This is a genomic window from Nonomuraea sp. NPDC050227, from assembly GCF_044459705.1.
Lineage (GTDB): Bacteria > Actinomycetota > Actinomycetes > Streptosporangiales > Streptosporangiaceae > Nonomuraea.
This window is the reverse complement of the sequence record NZ_JBITJF010000014.1, coordinates 32594-49039: the sequence shown is the minus strand read 5'-3', so window position 1 is coordinate 49039 and position 16446 is coordinate 32594. Positions and strand designations below refer to the sequence as shown.

17 protein-coding genes are annotated in these 16446 nt (G+C 68.9%); 12 read left to right on the top strand and 5 right to left on the bottom strand.

Features of this window, described 5'->3' with window-relative positions:
• Window positions 1-9: 9 nt before the first annotated feature.
• Window positions 10-1605, top strand: a complete 1596-nt coding sequence (locus tag ACIBK9_RS41630; protein WP_397164406.1) for a hypothetical protein — start codon at window positions 10-12, stop codon at window positions 1603-1605.
• 181 nt (window positions 1606-1786) lie between these two features.
• Window positions 1787-3370 carry a hypothetical protein gene (locus ACIBK9_RS41625; RefSeq protein ID WP_397164404.1) on the top strand — a complete coding sequence of 528 codons (1584 nt, stop codon included), beginning with the start codon at window positions 1787-1789 and terminating at the stop codon, window positions 3368-3370.
• An 83-nt stretch (window positions 3371-3453) separates the two neighbouring features.
• On the opposite strand, the gene ACIBK9_RS41620 is transcribed toward ACIBK9_RS41625, so the two are convergent.
• On the bottom strand, window positions 3454-4812 hold the full coding sequence (locus ACIBK9_RS41620; protein ID WP_358288963.1) for a hypothetical protein: 1359 nt from the start codon (window positions 4810-4812) through the stop codon (window positions 3454-3456).
• Window positions 4813-5089: 277 nt separating this feature from the next.
• Window positions 5090-6298 (bottom strand): NADP-dependent malic enzyme, encoded by a 1209-nt coding sequence (locus tag ACIBK9_RS41615; RefSeq protein ID WP_352352337.1) that lies wholly within the window; start codon window positions 6296-6298, stop codon window positions 5090-5092.
• A gap of 263 nt (window positions 6299-6561) precedes the next feature.
• Here ACIBK9_RS41615 and ACIBK9_RS41610 point away from each other — a divergent pair, with 263 nt between their 5' ends.
• Genes ACIBK9_RS41610 through ACIBK9_RS41595 form a run of 4 tightly spaced genes read left to right on the top strand, consistent with a single transcriptional unit; the run spans window position 6562 to window position 9474 of the window.
• Window positions 6562-7419: an ABC transporter substrate-binding protein gene (locus tag ACIBK9_RS41610; RefSeq protein ID WP_397164402.1), complete on the top strand. Its 858-nt coding sequence runs from the start codon at window positions 6562-6564 to the stop codon at window positions 7417-7419.
• A 3-nt stretch (window positions 7420-7422) separates the two neighbouring features.
• Window positions 7423-8250 carry an amino acid ABC transporter permease gene (locus ACIBK9_RS41605; RefSeq protein ID WP_358288969.1) on the top strand — a complete coding sequence of 276 codons (828 nt, stop codon included), beginning with the start codon at window positions 7423-7425 and terminating at the stop codon, window positions 8248-8250.
• A complete protein-coding gene (locus tag ACIBK9_RS41600) occupies window positions 8247-8990 on the top strand; it encodes an amino acid ABC transporter ATP-binding protein (protein WP_352352340.1) in 744 nt (247 codons plus the stop codon). Before ACIBK9_RS41605 ends, ACIBK9_RS41600 begins: the two co-directional genes overlap by 4 nt.
• A gap of 55 nt (window positions 8991-9045) precedes the next feature.
• Entirely contained in the window at window positions 9046-9474 is a 429-nt protein-coding gene (locus ACIBK9_RS41595; protein ID WP_397164400.1) for a CGNR zinc finger domain-containing protein, read from the top strand.
• Window positions 9475-9490: 16 nt separating this feature from the next.
• On the opposite strand, the gene ACIBK9_RS41590 is transcribed toward ACIBK9_RS41595, so the two are convergent.
• Window positions 9491-9784, bottom strand: coding sequence for a S24 family peptidase (locus ACIBK9_RS41590; RefSeq protein WP_352331378.1), 294 nt, complete (start codon window positions 9782-9784; stop codon window positions 9491-9493).
• An 89-nt stretch (window positions 9785-9873) separates the two neighbouring features.
• Between ACIBK9_RS41590 and sodN the strand changes: the two genes are divergently transcribed.
• The 3 genes from sodN (at window position 9874) to ACIBK9_RS41575 (ending at window position 11624) form a co-directional block, all read left to right on the top strand.
• Window positions 9874-10275, top strand: a complete 402-nt coding sequence (gene sodN, locus ACIBK9_RS41585) for a superoxide dismutase, Ni (RefSeq protein WP_352331376.1) — start codon at window positions 9874-9876, stop codon at window positions 10273-10275.
• A gap of 126 nt (window positions 10276-10401) precedes the next feature.
• Entirely contained in the window at window positions 10402-10827 is a 426-nt protein-coding gene (locus tag ACIBK9_RS41580; RefSeq protein ID WP_352352342.1) for an anti-sigma factor, read from the top strand.
• 17 nt (window positions 10828-10844) lie between these two features.
• Window positions 10845-11624 carry an RNA polymerase sigma factor SigF gene (locus ACIBK9_RS41575; RefSeq protein ID WP_352352343.1) on the top strand — a complete coding sequence of 260 codons (780 nt, stop codon included), beginning with the start codon at window positions 10845-10847 and terminating at the stop codon, window positions 11622-11624.
• Here ACIBK9_RS41575 and ACIBK9_RS41570 read toward each other — a convergent pair.
• Entirely contained in the window at window positions 11621-12004 is a 384-nt protein-coding gene (locus tag ACIBK9_RS41570; RefSeq protein ID WP_387671255.1) for a hypothetical protein, read from the bottom strand. The genes ACIBK9_RS41575 and ACIBK9_RS41570 overlap by 4 nt on opposite strands.
• A gap of 89 nt (window positions 12005-12093) precedes the next feature.
• Here ACIBK9_RS41570 and ACIBK9_RS41565 point away from each other — a divergent pair, with 89 nt between their 5' ends.
• Both ACIBK9_RS41565 and ACIBK9_RS41560 read left to right on the top strand, forming a co-directional pair.
• Complete coding sequence (locus ACIBK9_RS41565) at window positions 12094-13059, top strand: diacylglycerol kinase family protein (protein WP_358288977.1); 966 nt, start codon at window positions 12094-12096, stop codon at window positions 13057-13059.
• Window positions 13060-13335: 276 nt separating this feature from the next.
• Entirely contained in the window at window positions 13336-13590 is a 255-nt protein-coding gene (locus ACIBK9_RS41560) for a WhiB family transcriptional regulator (protein ID WP_113705541.1), read from the top strand.
• A gap of 183 nt (window positions 13591-13773) precedes the next feature.
• Here the strand turns inward: ACIBK9_RS41560 and ACIBK9_RS41555 are convergent, their stop codons facing one another.
• On the bottom strand, window positions 13774-15243 hold the full coding sequence (locus ACIBK9_RS41555) for a histidine kinase N-terminal domain-containing protein (protein ID WP_357985039.1): 1470 nt from the start codon (window positions 15241-15243) through the stop codon (window positions 13774-13776).
• 463 nt (window positions 15244-15706) lie between these two features.
• Between ACIBK9_RS41555 and ACIBK9_RS41550 the strand changes: the two genes are divergently transcribed.
• Window positions 15707-16426: a GntR family transcriptional regulator gene (locus ACIBK9_RS41550; RefSeq protein ID WP_125648113.1), complete on the top strand. Its 720-nt coding sequence runs from the start codon at window positions 15707-15709 to the stop codon at window positions 16424-16426.
• The last annotated feature ends 20 nt before the right edge of the window (window positions 16427-16446 follow it).

The window sequence follows — 16446 nt, the reverse complement described above, 5'->3', positions numbered from 1 at the left end:
GGAGTTACCTTGAAGCGCATCCTCCTCCCCGCCGGTGGCGCCATTCTGGCCACTGGTCTGCTGGCCGCCGGCCTCGCCGGTGCCGCTCAGGCCGACCCGGACGTCGACGCCGCCGCTCTGGCTGCCAGCCAGCAGAAGGCTGCTGAGATCATCAACTTCTGGACCAAGTCCGACAACGCTGCCCTGCGGCAGGCCACGGCCTACTACTGGGACAACAAGGACGTCAAGAAGATCGTGCAGAAGGGCGGGTACGTCGCTGACGGCAAGCCCGGCTCCACCCCGCCGATCGGCGCCGAGAAGACCGTCACGGTCAAGTCCCAGAACGTGAACCTGCCGAAGTCCATCGGCAAGGTCTTCTTCGAGGGTCGCGACGGCAAGCTGTACTGGTGCTCCGGCACCTCCATCCAGTCGAACTACCGCAACCTGGTTGCGACGGCTGGTCACTGCGTGTACGACATCGCCGCCAACGACGAGGTCGTCTCCCGCTGGGTGTTCGTCCCGGGTTACTACCAGGGCAAGACCCCGTGGGGCATCTACGTGGGCAAGCAGGCCTTCACGCACTACGACTTCTCGAACTACGAGGACTTCGACCGCGACTACGCGTTCGTCACCGTTTACAACGGTGTCAACCTCAACTACAGCAAGGTTGAGTCGCACCAGGTCACCAAGGCCGAGTACGACAAGTTCGAGGGCAAGAAGGAAGTCAAGTCCACCGAGCTCAAGGACATCCCCGGTGGGAAGACCGCTGAGCAGCAGTACAAGGAGGGCCTGGACAAGTACGGCCCCAACGGTGGCTTCCGCGCCGAGAACGTGACCTCCAAGGAGCCGGCTGGCGGCAACTTCGAGGACTCCGTTCCCACCGTGGACGAGGTCGAGGTGACGGAGGGCCAGTACGCTGCCGCCCCCGCCGCCAACGAGAACCCCGGCCTGTGGAAGAACGGCGACAAGGGCGCCACCAAGAACACCCCGCTCACCGAGGCTCAGTACAAGCAGAAGCTTGACGAGAAGGCTCAGGGCAAGGTGCTCGGCAAGGTCTGGAAGGACAACCTGGGCGACTACTGGCTGACCCAGTACTACGTCATCCAGTGGTACAAGGTCAGCAGCGCGACCAAGTACTTCCACGACTCGTTCTTCATCTACCCGGGTGGGGACCTGTCCCTGACCGACACGGGTCGCCTCGGCGACAACGTCGGTGGCCAGGGCTTCGCGTGGAACCAGCCCACCGGTAAGTACGTCCGTACCTTCGGCTACCCCTACGCCAAGCACCCCGACGGCTCGAAGCCCTACTCCGGCGTTACGCCGAAGTGGTGCTACGGCAAGACCGGCGCGAAGGCGACCAAGGTCCCGAGCCTGAAGATCGAAGAGCACATCTCGCTGAAGTGCGCCGTCACCGGCGGCTACAACGGCGCCCCGTGGCTCCTCAAGTACAGCAACGCCAAGCGCATGGGCTACGTCAACGGCGTGACCAGCGTTCTGTACGACACGGACAACAACGACCGCTGGGACTACATGTCCTCGCCGTACTTCGACGGTGAGACCAACTCGGTCTACGCCGCCGCGGCGAACGTGTGGTCGGGCACCATCCTTCCGAAGGCCGACAGCTGATCTTCGGACGGATACCGGGCTGAGGGTCCAAACCTCCGCTCAACCTAGCTTCACCCGAAGGGCTCGGCATTTGCCGGGCCCTTCGGCCTTTTCTGGCGAAAACTGAGACGATCCCTTACCAGAGTGACAAGAGGGTCGATAGGGTTTTGACGCCCTTCTTGACAACTTCGTGGAGCCTCCCTTGAAGCGCCTGCTCATCCCCCTCGCCGCCGCCGGCTTGAGCGCCGCACTCCTTGCCCAGCCGTCCAGTGCCGCCCCTGACTGGGTCACCGACAACCTGATGCCCAAGCCCGCCGACGCGTACGGCACCGCCAAGTTCTGGCTGGGCGCGAACGGCGCGGCCCTGCGCAAGGCGACGCAGTACAACTGGGACGCCAAGAACGTCTCCAAGCTGGTCGCCACGCAGAGCAAGGACGGCGTCCCCGACGGCAAGCCCGGCCTGACCGCTCCCACCGGCACGCCGAAGCCCACGGCCAGCAAGAACGTCAACCTGCCCAAGACCATCGGCAAGGTGTTCTTCGTCGACCACGCGGGCCGCTACCGCTGGTGCTCGGCCACCTCCATCCAGGCTCGCAACCGCAACCTCGTGGCGACCGCCGGCCACTGCGTGTACGAGACCGGCAAGGACGTCTACGCCAAGTGGATCTTCGTGCCCGGCTACTACCAGGGCAAGGCTCCTTGGGGCGTCTACGTCGGCGCCTACGCCTTCACGTCCTACGACCTCGACACCTACGACGACTACGACGGCGACTTCGCCTTCGTCGCGGTCCACAACGGCTTCTCCCTGGTCGCCGAACAGGCCGAGGGCAAGCAGGTGCTGAAGTCGGAGTTCGACAAGTTCGACGGCAAGAAGGACGTCAAGTCCACCGAGCTCAAGGACATCCCCGGCGGCAAGACCGCCGAGCAGCAGTACAAGGAGGGCCTGGACAAGTACGGCCCCAACGGCGGCTTCCGCGCCGACAACGTGACCTCCAAGGACGCGGCAGGCGGCAACTTCGAGGACTCCGTCCCCACCGTGGACGAGGTCGAGGTGACCGAGGGCCAGTACGCTGCCGCCCCCGCCGCCAACGAGAACCCCGCCCTGTGGAAGAACGGCGACAAGGGCGCCACCAAGAACACCGCCCTCACCGAGGCTCAGTACAAGCAGAAGCTTGACGAGAAGGCTCAGGGCAAGGTGCTCGGCAAGGTCTGGAAGGACAACCTGGGCGACTACTGGCTGACCCAGTACTACGTCGTCCAGTGGTACAAGGTCAGCAGCTCGACCAAGTACTTCCACGACGCGTACTTCATCTTCCCGGACAACGCCAAGGCCAAGGACATGGGCCGGCTCGGCGACGTCGTCGGCGGGCAGGGCTTCGCGTGGAACCAGCCGCGCGGCCAGAAGGTCACCGTCTTCGGCTACCCCGCCGCCCCCCACCCCGACGGCGACAAGCCCTACACCGGCGTGACCCCCAAGTGGTGCTCCGGCAAGACGGGCACCAAGACGTACCAGGTCAACACCTTCCGGGTGGAGGAGCACCAGGTGCTCAAGTGCTCCATGACCCCCGGCGCCGACGGCGGCCCCTGGCTCATGAAGTACGACAACGGCAAGCGCACCGGTTACGTCAACGGCGTGACGAGCATGTTCCACGACCAGGACGGCAACGACCGGATCGACTTCATCAGCTCCGCCTACTTCGACGGCGAGGTGGCCGACGTCTACAACAAGGCCAACTACGCCGAGACCAAGAGCATCGTCGGCCCGAACGGCGAACTGCTCGACTAGCGACGCCGAAGCCCCGGGACCGCCGAAGAGACGGCCCGGGGCTTCTCCCGTCCCGGAAACCACCGGAACCGGTCCCGGAGCCGTCACACGGACGTGAGCTCGCGCGTACGCTCCCGCAGCGCCATCACGGCCCGCTCGTTCTTGTAGGGCTCCAGCCGCCGCCGCAGGTCCGCCGCGTACGACCGGGACCGCGCCGACTGCAGCTCGCCCGCCAGCGCCAGCGCGTTGCCCGCCGCCTGGCACGCCTCCTCCAGCTCGCCGCACTCCAGCAGCCCGGCCGCCAGCAGGGACAGGTTGAACATGCGCCCCCGCACGTACCGGGTGTCCATGTCGAGGGAGCGCCGCGCCAGGCGCACCGTGCGCTCGCCCTCCCCCAGGTCGCGGAAGCAGTGGGCGAACTTGGCCGACAGGTAGGCCTCGTCGAAGTAGCTGAGCCAGCGCGGCTCCTCGGTGGGCCTGCGGGCGTCGAAGGCCAGCTCGGCCTGGTGCAGGGAGGCCCCGCAGGACCTGGGGTCGCCGAGGCCCGCGTGCGCGTGGGCCTCCAGGACCTGCGCGGAGGACAGCAGGGTCTGGACGCCGGCCCGCCGGGCGGCGAGCTGGGCCGCCCTGGCCAGGTCGAGGGCGTGGGCCGGCTGGCCCATGTAGATGGCCTGGTGGGCCATGCCGGCCAGGATCTCGCCGCCCAGGGTGTGGTCGTCGGCGCCCCTGGCCAGGCGGAGGGCCTGGATGAGGTAGCGCTGGGCCAGGCCGTGCTGCTCCATGTCGTAGGCCATCCAGCCGGCCAGGCGGGTCAGCTCGGCGGCCGCGGCGGCCAGCTGCTTGCCGGTGGACTCCCCGTAGCTGCCGTCCTTGAGCAGGGGGGAGACGGCGGTGTCGAGGTACTTCACGACGGACGAGCGGACCCGGCCGCTGCCGAAGCGGTTGTCGAGCTCGCCGAAGGACCGGGTCACCTCGTGGATCGCGGCGATGTCGGCCCTGCCCACCCGGCGCGCCCCGGTGCCGCTGGGACGCCCTTCTGGAGGCGCCGTCAGCCAGCGTATGGCTCCGACGGATCCTGCTCCGATCGCGAAGGTGGAGTCGATCAGAAACCTCCGTCTCTCCACGTCGGCCCGCCACAACGCCGTCACGGTCGCGACCCCCTCCTGCCACGTGTGGGTGAACTCCTGACCGAGATCGAGGGGCGTGATGTTGGTCGGCATGCCCAGGTCCTCCGAGCTCACCGGGCGGCCGAGCCGCAGCGCGAATATCTCCGTGAGCAGGCACGGGACGGGATCCCGTGGCTTCTGACCCCCGATCCACCGCAGCACAGAGCTGTGGTCGTACTTCAGACCCGGGGTGCCGCGCGCGGCTCCCAGGTCGTTGAGGCGCCTGGCCAGTCCCTTGTGGGAGAAACCCGCCTCGGCGATGAGCTGCTGGAGCAGTCGGTTAGGCTCGCGTTCCATCGCTCTCCTCGTCACAGGAGTCGGCGCCCACATCCTTACAGAGAGCTATTTTTATAGCACGTTGCGTAAAGGCTTTTCGGCAGTTCCCAAAGGTCACGCGAACTCCATCGCAATCCCTTCGCCAGTCCTGCTGGGGATCAGGATCTGGATCCGGCTCACCTGGACGGGGAACTCACCTACCCATGCCGCGGGCGGGAAACCGCAATGCCTGCTGACCTGGGCGGAAGCGGGAGAACGAGCGAGCGGGGGCCGATCGGCCCCCGCTCGTGACGGTGGATCAGGCGCGCGCGACGCCGTCGGCGCGGGCCTGGGCGGCCACGGCGGCGGTCACCGCGGGGGCCACCCGCCGGTCGAACGGGCTCGGGATGACGTACGTGGCCGACAGGTCGTCGCCGACGACGGCGGCCAGCGCCTCGGCGGCGGCCACCTTCATGTTCTCGGTGATCGTCGTGGCCCGCACGTCGAGGGCGCCGCGGAAGACCCCCGGGAAGGCCAGGACGTTGTTGATCTGGTTGGGGAAGTCGGAGCGCCCGGTGGCGACCACCCTGGCGTGCCTGGCGGCCACCTCGGGGTGGACCTCCGGGGTCGGGTTGGACAGCGCGAAGACGATGGCGTCGGGCGCCATGGACGCGATGGCCGCCTCGGAGACGGTCGAGCCGGACAGCCCGAGGAAGACGTCGGCGCCGGCCAGGGCCTCCTCGGTGGAGCCGGTGTGGCCGGCCCGGTTGGTCTCGCGGGCCAGGGCCTCCTTGACCGGGTTGAGCCCTTCGCGGCCCTCGTAGATCATGCCCTTGGAGTCGGCGACCGCGATGTCGCCGATGCCGGCGCCCAGCAGGATGCGGGTGACGGCGACGCCGGACGCGCCCGCGCCGGCCACGACGGCGCGCAGGTCGCCGAGCGCGCGGCCGGTCAGGCGGGCGGCGTTGCGCAGGGCGGCCAGGGCGACGATGGCGGTGCCGTGCTGGTCGTCGTGGAAGACCGGGATGTCGAGCAGGTCGCGCAGCCGGTCCTCGACCTCGAAGCAGCGCGGGGCGCTGATGTCCTCCAGGTTGACGCCGCCGAACGACGGCGCGAGGCGCACGACGGTCTCGACCAGCGCGTCGACGTCGGTGCAGTCGAGGCAGATCGGGACGGCGTCGACGTTTCCGAACTCCTTGAACAGCAGCGCCTTGCCCTCCATGACCGGCATGGCGGCCGACGGCCCGATGTCGCCCAGGCCGAGCACGGCGGTGCCGTCGGTGACGACGGCGACCACGTTGGAGACCCAGGTGTAGTCGTTGACCAGCGAAGGCGTCTCGGCGATGGCGGTGCAGACCCGGGCGACGCCGGGCGTGTAGGCGAGCGACAGGTCGTCGGCGTCGCGGACGGGAATGGTCGAGCGGACCTCCAGCTTGCCCCCGCGGTGGAGCGCGAAGGCCGGATCGAGGTCGAGCGGTTCGACGGAAGCAGAAGCGGGCGTGGCAGACACAGCGACCCCTGTATTCATCGGAGCGGAAGAGACCTTCGGCGTACGAGCGCGAGTGGGCTGGCTTCGGTAGCTGCCAAGCTCCCCCTCGTCGGTCGTCTCTGAGGGGTTACGGGGGTCACCCGTCTCCCCATAGTGCCACATGGTGAGATGGTCGATGGTGTCGGAGCCGACGCCGTTCCGTTGACGCATCGTTAAACGCGGGATGACGGACCGCAGCTAAACCCCATTTAAACTGCACAAAACGCAAGTTACGTGGCATAACTCTTTCGAGGAGGCCGTACATGGCCCTCAGCCCCAAGGGCCGCCGTGGCTACGCTGTCGGCGCGCTCGCCCTGACCGCCGCTCTCGCCCTCAGCGCCTGTGGCAGCGACACCGGAGGCTCCTCCGGCAGCACGACCGGCGCGAGCGCCTCCGCGGCCGGCGGCGTGAAGCTCGTCCAGCCCGGCAAGCTCACGGTCTGCACGAACATCCCGTACGAGCCGTTCCAGTTCAAGGACGACAGCGGCAAGATCGTCGGGTTCGACGTGGACATCGTCGACCTCGCCGCGAAGAAGCTCGGCGTGACCCAGAACATCGTGGACATCGACTTCGCGGTGATCAAGAGTGGCGCCGCCATGGCCGCGGGCAAGTGCGACGTGGCCGCCGCCGGCATGACGATCACCGACGAGCGCAAGCAGAACATCGACTTCTCCGAGCCCTACTTCGACGCCACCCAGGCGCTGCTGGCCAAGAAGGGCTCGGGCGCCAAGTCCCTTGAGGACGTCAAGGCCAAGAACCTCAAGCTGGGCGCGCAGGCCAGCACGACCGGCCTCGACTACGTCAAGAAGCAGGGCCTCAACCCCACCGAGTACGCCGACTCGGCCAAGGAGCTGCTGGCCCTGCAGGCCGGGCAGGCCGACGTGATCGTCCAGGACCTTCCCGTGGTGCTGACCTGGCTGAAGAAGCCCGAGATCGCCGAGAAGTTCGAGCTGATCGCCAGCCTGGACACCGGCGAGCAGTACGGCATCGGCCTGAAGAAGGGCGCCGACCCGACCCTGCTCAAGACGATCAACGAAGAGATCACCAAGGCCAAGCAGGACGGGAACTACGAGAAGATCTACGTGAAGTGGTTCGGCAAGAAGCCCGGCGAGCTGGGCTGATCCATGGCCGACCAGCCGAAGACCGCTGAGCCCGGCCGGGCCGGGCTCAGCCCTCGGAAGAAACAGCGGATCACGCGGGCCGTCCAGTACGTCGTGCTGGCCGCCGTGCTCGTCGCTGTCGTCCTGTACGCCGACTGGGCCAGCCTCGCCCAGAACTTCGCCAAGGTCGACGTGGCCAAGCAGGCGCTGCCCGACCTGTTCACGATCGCGCTGCGCAACACGATCATCTACACGGTGGGCGGTTTCGTCTTCGCGTTCGTGCTCGGGCTGCTGCTCGCGCTCATGCGGTTGTCGCAGGTGCGGCCGTACCGGTGGATCGCGACCGTCTACATCGAGATCTTCCGCGGCCTGCCGGCGCTGCTCATCTTCCTGATGATCACCTTCCTGCCGCTCGCGCTGCCCGGGTTCGAGGTGCCGTTCGGCACGTACGGACAGGGCATCCTGGGCCTCGGCCTGGTGGGCGCCGCCTACCAGGCGGAGGTCTTCCGGGCGGGCCTGCAGGCGGTCCCCAAGGGCCAGACGGAGGCCGCCAGGTCGCTCGGCATGTCCGCGACCCGGGCGCAGGTGACGGTGGTCATCCCGCAGGCCATCCGCATGGTGATCCCGCCGACCACCAACCAGTTCGTGTCCCTGCTCAAGGACTCCTCGCTGGTGCTGTTCCTGGGCGTCTCCGGCGAGTACGTCGAGCTGGCCAAGTTCGGCAACGACCTGGCCTCCCAGTACGCCAACGCCACGCCCATCATGGTCGCCGGCGTGACGTACCTGATCGTCACGATCCCGCTGGGCTACCTCGCGTCCCGGCTTGAGGGGCGTAAGCGGAGGAGCCAATGACGCACGCCATCGAGCTACGAGAGCTGCACAAGTACTTCGGCCAGAACGAAGTGCTCAAGGGCATCGACATGACGGTCGAGCCGGGCCAGGTGGTGTGCGTCATCGGGCCGTCCGGCTCGGGCAAGTCCACGCTGCTGCGCTGCGTGAACCTGCTGGAGGAGCCCACCAAGGGCAAGGTGTTCGTGCAGGGCGTGGAGGTGACCGACCCCGACGTGGACATCGACGCCGTAAGACGCCGCATCGGGATGGTCTTCCAGCAGTTCAACCTGTTCCCGCACATGACCGCGCTGCAGAACGTCATGATCGCCCAGCAGCGCGTGCTGAAGCGCGGCAGGCGGGAGGCCGAGGTCGTGGCCCGGGAGAACCTGGAGAAGGTGGGCGTCGGCGCCAAGTGCGACTCCTACCCGACCCAGCTGTCCGGCGGGCAGCAGCAGCGGGTGGCCATCGCCAGGGCGCTGGCCATGAACCCCGACCTGATGCTGTTCGACGAGCCCACCTCGGCGCTCGACCCCGAGCTGGTCGGCGACGTGCTCACGGTCATGCGCAAGCTGGCCGAGGAGGGCATGACCATGCTCGTGGTCACCCACGAGATGGGCTTCGCCCGCCAGGTGGCCGACCGGGTGGTCTTCATGGACGGCGGCGTCGTCGTCGAGGACGGCGACCCCGCCCAGGTGATCGGCGACCCGCGGCACGAGCGCACCCGCGCGTTCCTGCACCGGGTGCTGCACCCGGAGGAGTGAGCCGTCCGGGCCCCCGGAGGTGCCGGGGGCCCGGCGACTCGTGTAATACTCCCGCATGGACCTGACCTCTTACGCAGAGTGGGCGGTCCGCCTGATCAACGATCCCGCCCCTCCCCCGGAGCTGACCGCCCTGCGCGCCGAGCTGGCCGCCGTGTTCGACGTCGCGGGCGACGCGCGCGCGGTGGCCGAGCGTCTCAACGCCCTGCTCGTGCGCTATCCGGTGCACCCGCGGCTGTCGGACCACGACGGCCAGGGCTGGCACCTCCACCTGGCCGAGGACTCCGCCGCCAGCGCGGTGATGGGCCTGGCGGCGGTCGTCGCCGAGGTGGGCGCCGACCGGCTGGGCCGCTGCCACGAGCCGCGCTGCGCCCGCGCCTTCCTCGACACCTCCTCCAACCGCTCCCGCCGCTACTGCTCGCCCCGCTGCGCCACGCGCGCCAATGTGGCGGCCTACCGGCGCCGCAGGAACGCCCAGGAGGGCTGAGGGGGCCTCTGAGGGGTCATCTGCGGCGCACCAGCGGCCAGTAGCGCAACACGACGCGCCCGACGATCTCCTCGACCGGCCCGAAGTCCCAGCTGTCGCGACGCCCGCCGGCGCGCTGGTTGTCGCTCTCCAGCCACCAGCCGCCCTCGCCGTGCCACTGGGCGCGTTTCACGATGAGCTGATCGGGGTCGCCGGGCAGCCGGGCCACGACGAGGTCACCCGGATGGACGGCGGCCCCCCGGCGGACGAGGAGCCAGTCGCCGGGGACCAGCGCCGGACGCATCGAATCGCCCTCGACACGCACTCTCATGGGCAGAGACCCCCTACTCCACAGGCGTTGGGACCCGAGTAAGGTCGGTTGTGGACCAAGCTGATTCAGCATCAAGGAAGGACTTTCTGATGCTCGCACGACTGCTACGACCCAAGCATGTCGCTTCCGCCCACTGCGACCTGCCCTGTGGGGTCTACGACCCCGCCCAGGCCCGGATCGAGGCCGAGTCGGTCAAGGCGATCATGGAGAAGTACGAGGCCAGCGACGACCCGGTCTTCCGCACCCGCGCGCTCATCATCAAGGAGCAGCGGGCCGAGCTGGTCAAGCACCACCTGTGGGTGCTCTGGACCGACTACTTCAAGCCGCCGCACCTGGAGCAGTACCCCCAGCTGCACCAGCTCTTCTGGGAGGCCACCAAGCTGGCGGGCGCCGCGGCCGCCAAGGGCACCGTCGACGGCGGCAAGGCCGACGAGCTCCTGGCCAAGATCGACGAGATCTCCAAGATCTTCTGGGAGACCAAGGCCGCCTAAACGGCATAAAAGGCTCTGTGCGGTCCAGACCGCACAGAGCCTTTTCCGTTGATGGCGAGTCTGAATCCGCCAAGGACCTCCCGGGGGCGGTAAGTTGCAGTTGGCGTCGGAAACGCGAGGAGGAACGTGACCGAGGAAACCGAGACGCGTGCGGAGGGTGTAGCGGGCATCCGCGACGTGGTGAGCATCAGGCTCCCCGCCGCGAGCGCTTACCTGTCGGTGCTGCGCACGGCCACCGCCGGCCTGGCCGCCCGGCTTGACTTCACCCTGGACGAGATCGAAGATCTGCGCATCGCGGTCGACGAGGCGTGCGCCATGTTGCTGAGCGAGGCGGTTCCGGGCACCGACCTGACCGCCGAGTTCGAGCTGACCGGCGACGTGATGAAGGTCAGCGTCGAGGTGGCCACCGTCGGCAGCTCCGCCCCCAAGCGCGACGACTTCGCCTGGATGGTGCTGACCGCCCTGGCCGACGACGTCGACGCCGTGACCGACTCCCCCGACCGCATGGCGATCGTCCTGCGTAAGCGCCGAGGCGCAGCGAGGCCGGCGTGACGGAAAGGACTGGAGCCATGGCCACCAGCGAACACGCCGTGCCCGACAGGGTTCGCGCCCGCTTGCTCTTCGCCGAGCTGGCCGAGCTGGGTCCCGAGGAACCGCGACGCCAGCGCATCAGGGACGAGCTGGTCGAGCTTCACCTTCCGCTGGTCGAATACCTGGCCCGCCGCTTCCGCAACCGCGGCGAGTGGCTCGACGACCTCACCCAGGTCGCCACGATCGGCCTGATCAAGTCGATCGACCGGTTCGATCTCAAGCGCGGGGTGGAGTTCTCCACCTACGCCACGCCCACCATCGTCGGCGAGATCAAGCGGCACTTCCGCGACAAGGGCTGGGCGGTCCGGGTGCCGCGCCGCCTGCAGGAGCTGAAGCTCTCGCTGACCAAGGCGATCAGCGACCTGTCGCAGCGCGAGGGCCGCGCGCCCACGGTCGCCGAGCTGGCCGCCTACCTCAAGATGACCGAGGAGGAGGTGCTGGAGGGCCTGGAGTCGGCCAACGCCTACTCCACGGTGTCCCTCGACGCGCCCGACTCCGGCGACGACGACGCCCCCGCGGTGTCCGACTCGCTGGGCATCGTGGACGAGTCGCTGGAGGGCGTCGAGTACCGCGAGTCGCTCAAGCCGCTGCTCGAACGACTGCCGCCGCGCGAGAAGCGCATCCTGCTGCTGCGGTTCTTCGGGAACATGACGCAGTCGCAGATCGCGACCGAGCTCGGCATCTCGCAGATGCACGTGTCCCGGTTGCTGGCCCGTACTCTCGCCCAGTTGCGCGAAGGGCTGACCGCGGAGGACTAACCGTCCCCGTAGAGCGCATGGGTGGTGGGGGGCGCGAACAGCGCCCCCAGCCCGGTCAGGGCCAGCACGATCAGCGGCACGCCGATCAGCGGCTGAGCTGACTGGATGAGCGTGCCCCCGACGGGCAGCAGGAAGATCTGCGTCACCACGCCGGGCGACCTCCCCCACCGCTCCGCCCGCAGCAGGCCGCCCCAGGCGACCCAGAGCAGCCCGGCCCCGATCAGCAGCCCGAAGGCCGACTCCGCGATGGCCGTGGTGAGACTGTCAGGGGTGCTCACCACCGTCTCCACCGCGACGTAGATCCCGAGCCCGAGCGCGATGAGCCCCTCCAGGGCCACGACGACGGCGGCGACGAGCAAACTCCACGGACGCTTCGACACAGCCAAACCCTATCCGCCCCCGGGGCCGGTCCCGCCGGGGATGTTCCCCCACCCCGAGCGGGTGGGCGATCAGCGACTACGCTGGCGATATGCGCGCAATGTTGCTGGTCAATCCCAAGGCCACCACCACCAACGCCCGCACGAGGGACGTGTTGATCCGCGCGCTGGGCGCGGCCGTGGAGCTGTCGGTGGAGGAGACCGGCTACCGGGGGCACGCCGCGACGCTGGCGGCCACGGCCCGCGCCAAGGGCTTCGACGTGGTCGCGGTGCTCGGCGGCGACGGCACGATCAACGAGACCGTCAACGGCCTGCTCAACCCGGTCGACGGCCACGACGTCCCGCCGGCCGACGATCCGAGCTCCGGCCGTCCCGGCCTCATCGTGATCCCCGGCGGCAGCGCGAACGTGTTCGCCCGTTCCCTCGGGCTGCCGAACGACCCGGTCGAGGCCACCGGCGCGGTCCTGGAGGCGCTGAGAGAGGGCCGGCGCCGGACCGTGGGCCTGGGCCACGCGCTCTGGGAGGGAGAGAGCCGGTACTTCACGTTCTGCGCGGGCATGGGGTACGACGCCGAGGTCGTACGGGCCGTGGAGGGCCTGCGCGGCACCGGGAGGAAGGCCACTCCCGCCCGGTATGTGAACACCGCTCTGCGGCACTATCTGGCCACGGACAAACGGCACGCTCCGATGACCCTGACCGGGCCTGGCATCCCGGCGGCCGACGGCGTGTTCATGGCGATCATCTCCAACACCTCGCCGTGGACGTACCTGGGGGCCAAGCCGGTGACGCCGACGCCGTGGGCGAGCTTCGAGACCGGGCTCGACCTGCTCGGGCTGAGGCGGATGGGGCCCGTCCAGATCGCCGGGCTGATCCGGCAGATCCTCACGGAGAGTGACGCCGTCCCGTCCGGCAAACACCTCGTCCAGCTGCACGACGAGGCCGAGTTCACCCTCGCCGCCGACCGTCCCGTGGCCTTCCAGCTGGACGGGGACTACCTGGGCGAACGCGAATCCGTAACGTTCCGGTCTACCCCGAACGCGTTACAAGTTCTGGTCTAGCTGGTTACATTCGGTCATTGTGTGACGCATCCGACATCCATAACCGCCAAAACTTCGCCCCAACCCTCTTGCGTGCACTCTGCGTGGCTGGAAGGCTCAAGACTGACGTCGGAACGTAGGACCTTTAACAACCCCAAGGCCCTCCGGCCGTCAGGCGGACAACCCCCGGTCCAACACCTGGATCCGGGTAATTGTTCGCGCGAGTTAGTGAAACTCTTCACAAAGTAGTAGCCGCACGGAGCCGACCAAAGGTTCCATCTACTAAGGAGTGGACGCATGGACTGGCGCCACCGAGCTGCCTGCCGTGACGTGGACCCCGAGCTGTTCTTCCCGATCGGCAACACCGGCCCTGCCCTGATGCAGATCGAAGAGGCCAAGCAGGTCTGCCGGTCCTGCCCGGCCGTCGACGCCTGCCTGAAGTGGGCGCTGGAGTCCGGACAGGACGCCGGCGTCTGGGGCGGTCTGAGCGAGGACGAGCGCCGCGCCCTCAAGCGCCGCACCGCCCGCGCCCGCGCCCGCGCCTCAGCCTGATCTGCCCAGCCTGATCTGCCCCGTCTGATCCACCTCCGATCGACCCTGCTTTCCCCGCAGGAGCCGCCCAGCTTGGCGTGATCGACGTTTCCGCCAAGACCCCGTCGCGTCGTGCACGCGGCGGCCAGGCTCGCACGGACCGGGCGCCGCCCTTGACGACGGTCGCCCGGCCCGGCGGACTCTTCAGGCGGACGGCAGCGGGATCGACAACCCGACGTGCGTGCCGCCGCCCTCCCGCGGCTCGATCGTCAGCTTGCCCGACAGCTCCCCCTCCACCAGCGTGCGGACGATCTGCAGCCCCAGACTGGTGGACTTGTCGAGGTCGAAGTCCGCGGGAAGGCCGCGCCCGTCGTCCCAGACGGTGACGTTCAGCCGGTCGGGGGCGGGCTCGACCAGCACCTCCATCCGCTTGGGACGCCCGTGCTGCAACGCGTTCTGCAGCAGCTCGGTCAGCGCCATGGCCAGCGGCGTGGCGATGAGCGAGGGCAGCACGCCGAACGCGCCCACCCGGCGCGGCGTGACCGCCGCCTCGGCCGCCGACACCTCGCCCGCCATCGCGATCACCCGGTCGGCGATCTCGTCGAAGTCGACGAACTCCTCCGGCGCGTGCGACAGCGTCTCGTGCACGATGGCGATCGAGCCGACGCGGCGCACGGCCTCCTCCAGCGCCTCGCGGCCCTCGGGCACCTGCAGGCGCCGCGCCTGGAGCCGCAGCAGCGCGGCGACCGTCTGGAGGTTGTTCTTCACGCGGTGGTGGATCTCGCGGATCGTGGCGTCCTTGGTCATCAGCTCGCGCTCGCGCCGCCGCAGCTCGGTGACGTCCCTTATGAGGACGAGCGCGCCGATGCGGCCGCCGCCGACGATCAGCGGGATGGCTCTGAGCTGCACGATCGTGCCGCCCGACTCGACCTCGGTCTCCTTGGCCGCCCGCCCGCTGGCCACGATCATCAGGTCTTCGTTGATCGGCTCGTCGGAGTAGCACAGCGTCGCCGTCACCCGGCCCAGCTCGGCGCCGACCAGGTCGGCGTGCAGGCCCAGCCGCCGGTAGGCCGACAACGCGTTGGGCGAGGCGTACGTGACCCGCCCGGCCCGGTCGAGCCGCAGCAGGCCGTCGCCGACGCGCGGCGAGCGCACCAGGATCGGCTCCTCCCCCGAGAACGGGAAACGCCCCTCGGCCACCATCTGCGCCAGGTCCGACGCGCTCTGCAGGTAGGTCAGCTCCAGCCGGGACGGGGTGCGCGCCGAGGACAGGTTCGTGGAGCGCTGGATCACCCCGAGGAAGCGGCCCTCGCCGTTGTCGACCGCCCGGCGCACCGGGATCGTCTCCTCGCGCACCGGGACGCCCGTGGACCAGTCGGGATCGCCCTCGCGGCAGATGCGGCGCTCGTTCCAGGCGGTGTCGATGAGGTGGCGCTCGCCCTTGGCGGCCACGCTGCCGACGATGTCGTCGTGGTAGACGGTGGGGCCGGTGGTGGGGCGCATCTGGGCGATGGCGATCCAGCCGTTCTCACCGAGCAGCGGCGCCCACAGGATGAGGTCGGCGAAGGACAGGTCGGCCAGCAGCTGCCAGTCGGAGACCAGCGAGTGCAGCCAGTCGAGGTCCGCCTCGTCGAGTGCGGTGTGGCGGGCGACGAGGTCGCTGAGAGTCGGCACGAGTGCATCATGCGTGCTTTCGCCGCCAACAGCCAAACCGACCCCCTGATCGAATGCGCAGCTCCTGCCCGGTGAAGCCGCCGCACGCGGGCGGCACGGGTGCGTCGCCGTGCACCCGGCGCGACTTTCGGGGAATCTCGTACTGTGAGAACCGTCACACGGCGGGATCGCCCGATCCCCATGACGGCGCTTCACGGGCATTGCCGGAGGTGATCGACACGGGCGGGTGGCTCCTCGACGACGCGGGCCTGACACCGGCCTCGGTTGCGATCGCGCACGCAGCTGTGGATATCCTTCACAATCAGTCTGAGCTGCCCGGATTCGCGCGTACTTGGCGGTGTGCGCGCTCCGTGCGGATATGCCGTCCTCCCAGGTGGTTGACCGCTCGGGCCGATATGAGTTCCGATGATCTCGCGGTGATCAGACACGCCCTCACCGCCGTGCCAGAAGTGAAGGTGAGAGCGTGACCGACGACGGCCCCCGCGTTCCCAAGTACTACGACGTGAAACGCAGTCTTCTGGAGCTCACCAAGAGCCTGCCCGCGGGCACCGCCCTGCCTCCCGAGCGCACGCTGGCCGTGCGGTTCGAGACCTCGCGCACCACCGTCCGCCAGGCGCTGACCGAGCTGGTCGTGGAGGGCAGGCTGCTGCGCATCCAGGGCAAGGGCACGTTCGTGGCCCAGCCGAAGGTGGCGCAGGTGCTCCAGCTCACCTCCTACATCGGCGACCTGCGCACCGCCGGCCTTGAGCCGGACACGAAGATCCTGGAGATCGGCTACATCACCGCGGACGAGGCCCTGGCGCGGCGGCTGGCCATCAACCCCGGCGGCCGGGTGCTGCGCATCCACCGGCTCCGGCTGGCCAACGGCGAGCCGGTCTCGATCGACACCACCCACCTGTCCGCGCGGCGCTTCCCCCGCCTGCGGCGGGAGCTGGAGGTGCACGCCTCCCTGTACGAGACGCTGCACAACGCCTACAACGTACGGCTCACGGACGCCGAGGAGATCATCGAGACCGTGCTCGCCACCCCGTACGACGCCAAGGCCCTGGGCGTGGACGTCGGCCTGCCGATGCTGCTGCTGACCCGCCACGCCTTCGACGCCGACGGCCACCCGGTGGAGTGGGCGCAGTCCCTCTACCGCGGCGACCGGTACAAGTTCGTCACGCGCCTGCGGCGTCCCTGACCGGGATGGCGGGCGGCGGC

Bases quoted from the DNA above. Each gene is read 5' to 3' on its own strand.
- ACIBK9_RS41620 (WP_358288963.1), bottom strand. From the start codon at position 4,812: ATGGAACGCGAGCCTAACCGACTGCTCCAGCAGCTCATCGCCGAGGCG.
- ACIBK9_RS41590 (WP_352331378.1), bottom strand. From the start codon at position 9,784: ATGAGAGTGCGTGTCGAGGGCGATTCGATGCGTCCGGCGCTGGTCCCC.
- ACIBK9_RS41600 (WP_352352340.1), top strand. From the start codon at position 8,247: ATGACGCACGCCATCGAGCTACGAGAGCTGCACAAGTACTTCGGCCAG.
- ACIBK9_RS41610 (WP_397164402.1), top strand. From the start codon at position 6,562: ATGGCCCTCAGCCCCAAGGGCCGCCGTGGCTACGCTGTCGGCGCGCTC.
- ACIBK9_RS41560 (WP_113705541.1), top strand. From the start codon at position 13,336: ATGGACTGGCGCCACCGAGCTGCCTGCCGTGACGTGGACCCCGAGCTG.
- sodN (WP_352331376.1), top strand. From the start codon at position 9,874: ATGCTCGCACGACTGCTACGACCCAAGCATGTCGCTTCCGCCCACTGC.
- ACIBK9_RS41605 (WP_358288969.1), top strand. From the start codon at position 7,423: ATGGCCGACCAGCCGAAGACCGCTGAGCCCGGCCGGGCCGGGCTCAGC.
- ACIBK9_RS41565 (WP_358288977.1), top strand. From the start codon at position 12,094: ATGCGCGCAATGTTGCTGGTCAATCCCAAGGCCACCACCACCAACGCC.
- ACIBK9_RS41615 (WP_352352337.1), bottom strand. From the start codon at position 6,298: ATGAATACAGGGGTCGCTGTGTCTGCCACGCCCGCTTCTGCTTCCGTC.
- ACIBK9_RS41575 (WP_352352343.1), top strand. From the start codon at position 10,845: ATGGCCACCAGCGAACACGCCGTGCCCGACAGGGTTCGCGCCCGCTTG.
- ACIBK9_RS41595 (WP_397164400.1), top strand. From the start codon at position 9,046: ATGGACCTGACCTCTTACGCAGAGTGGGCGGTCCGCCTGATCAACGAT.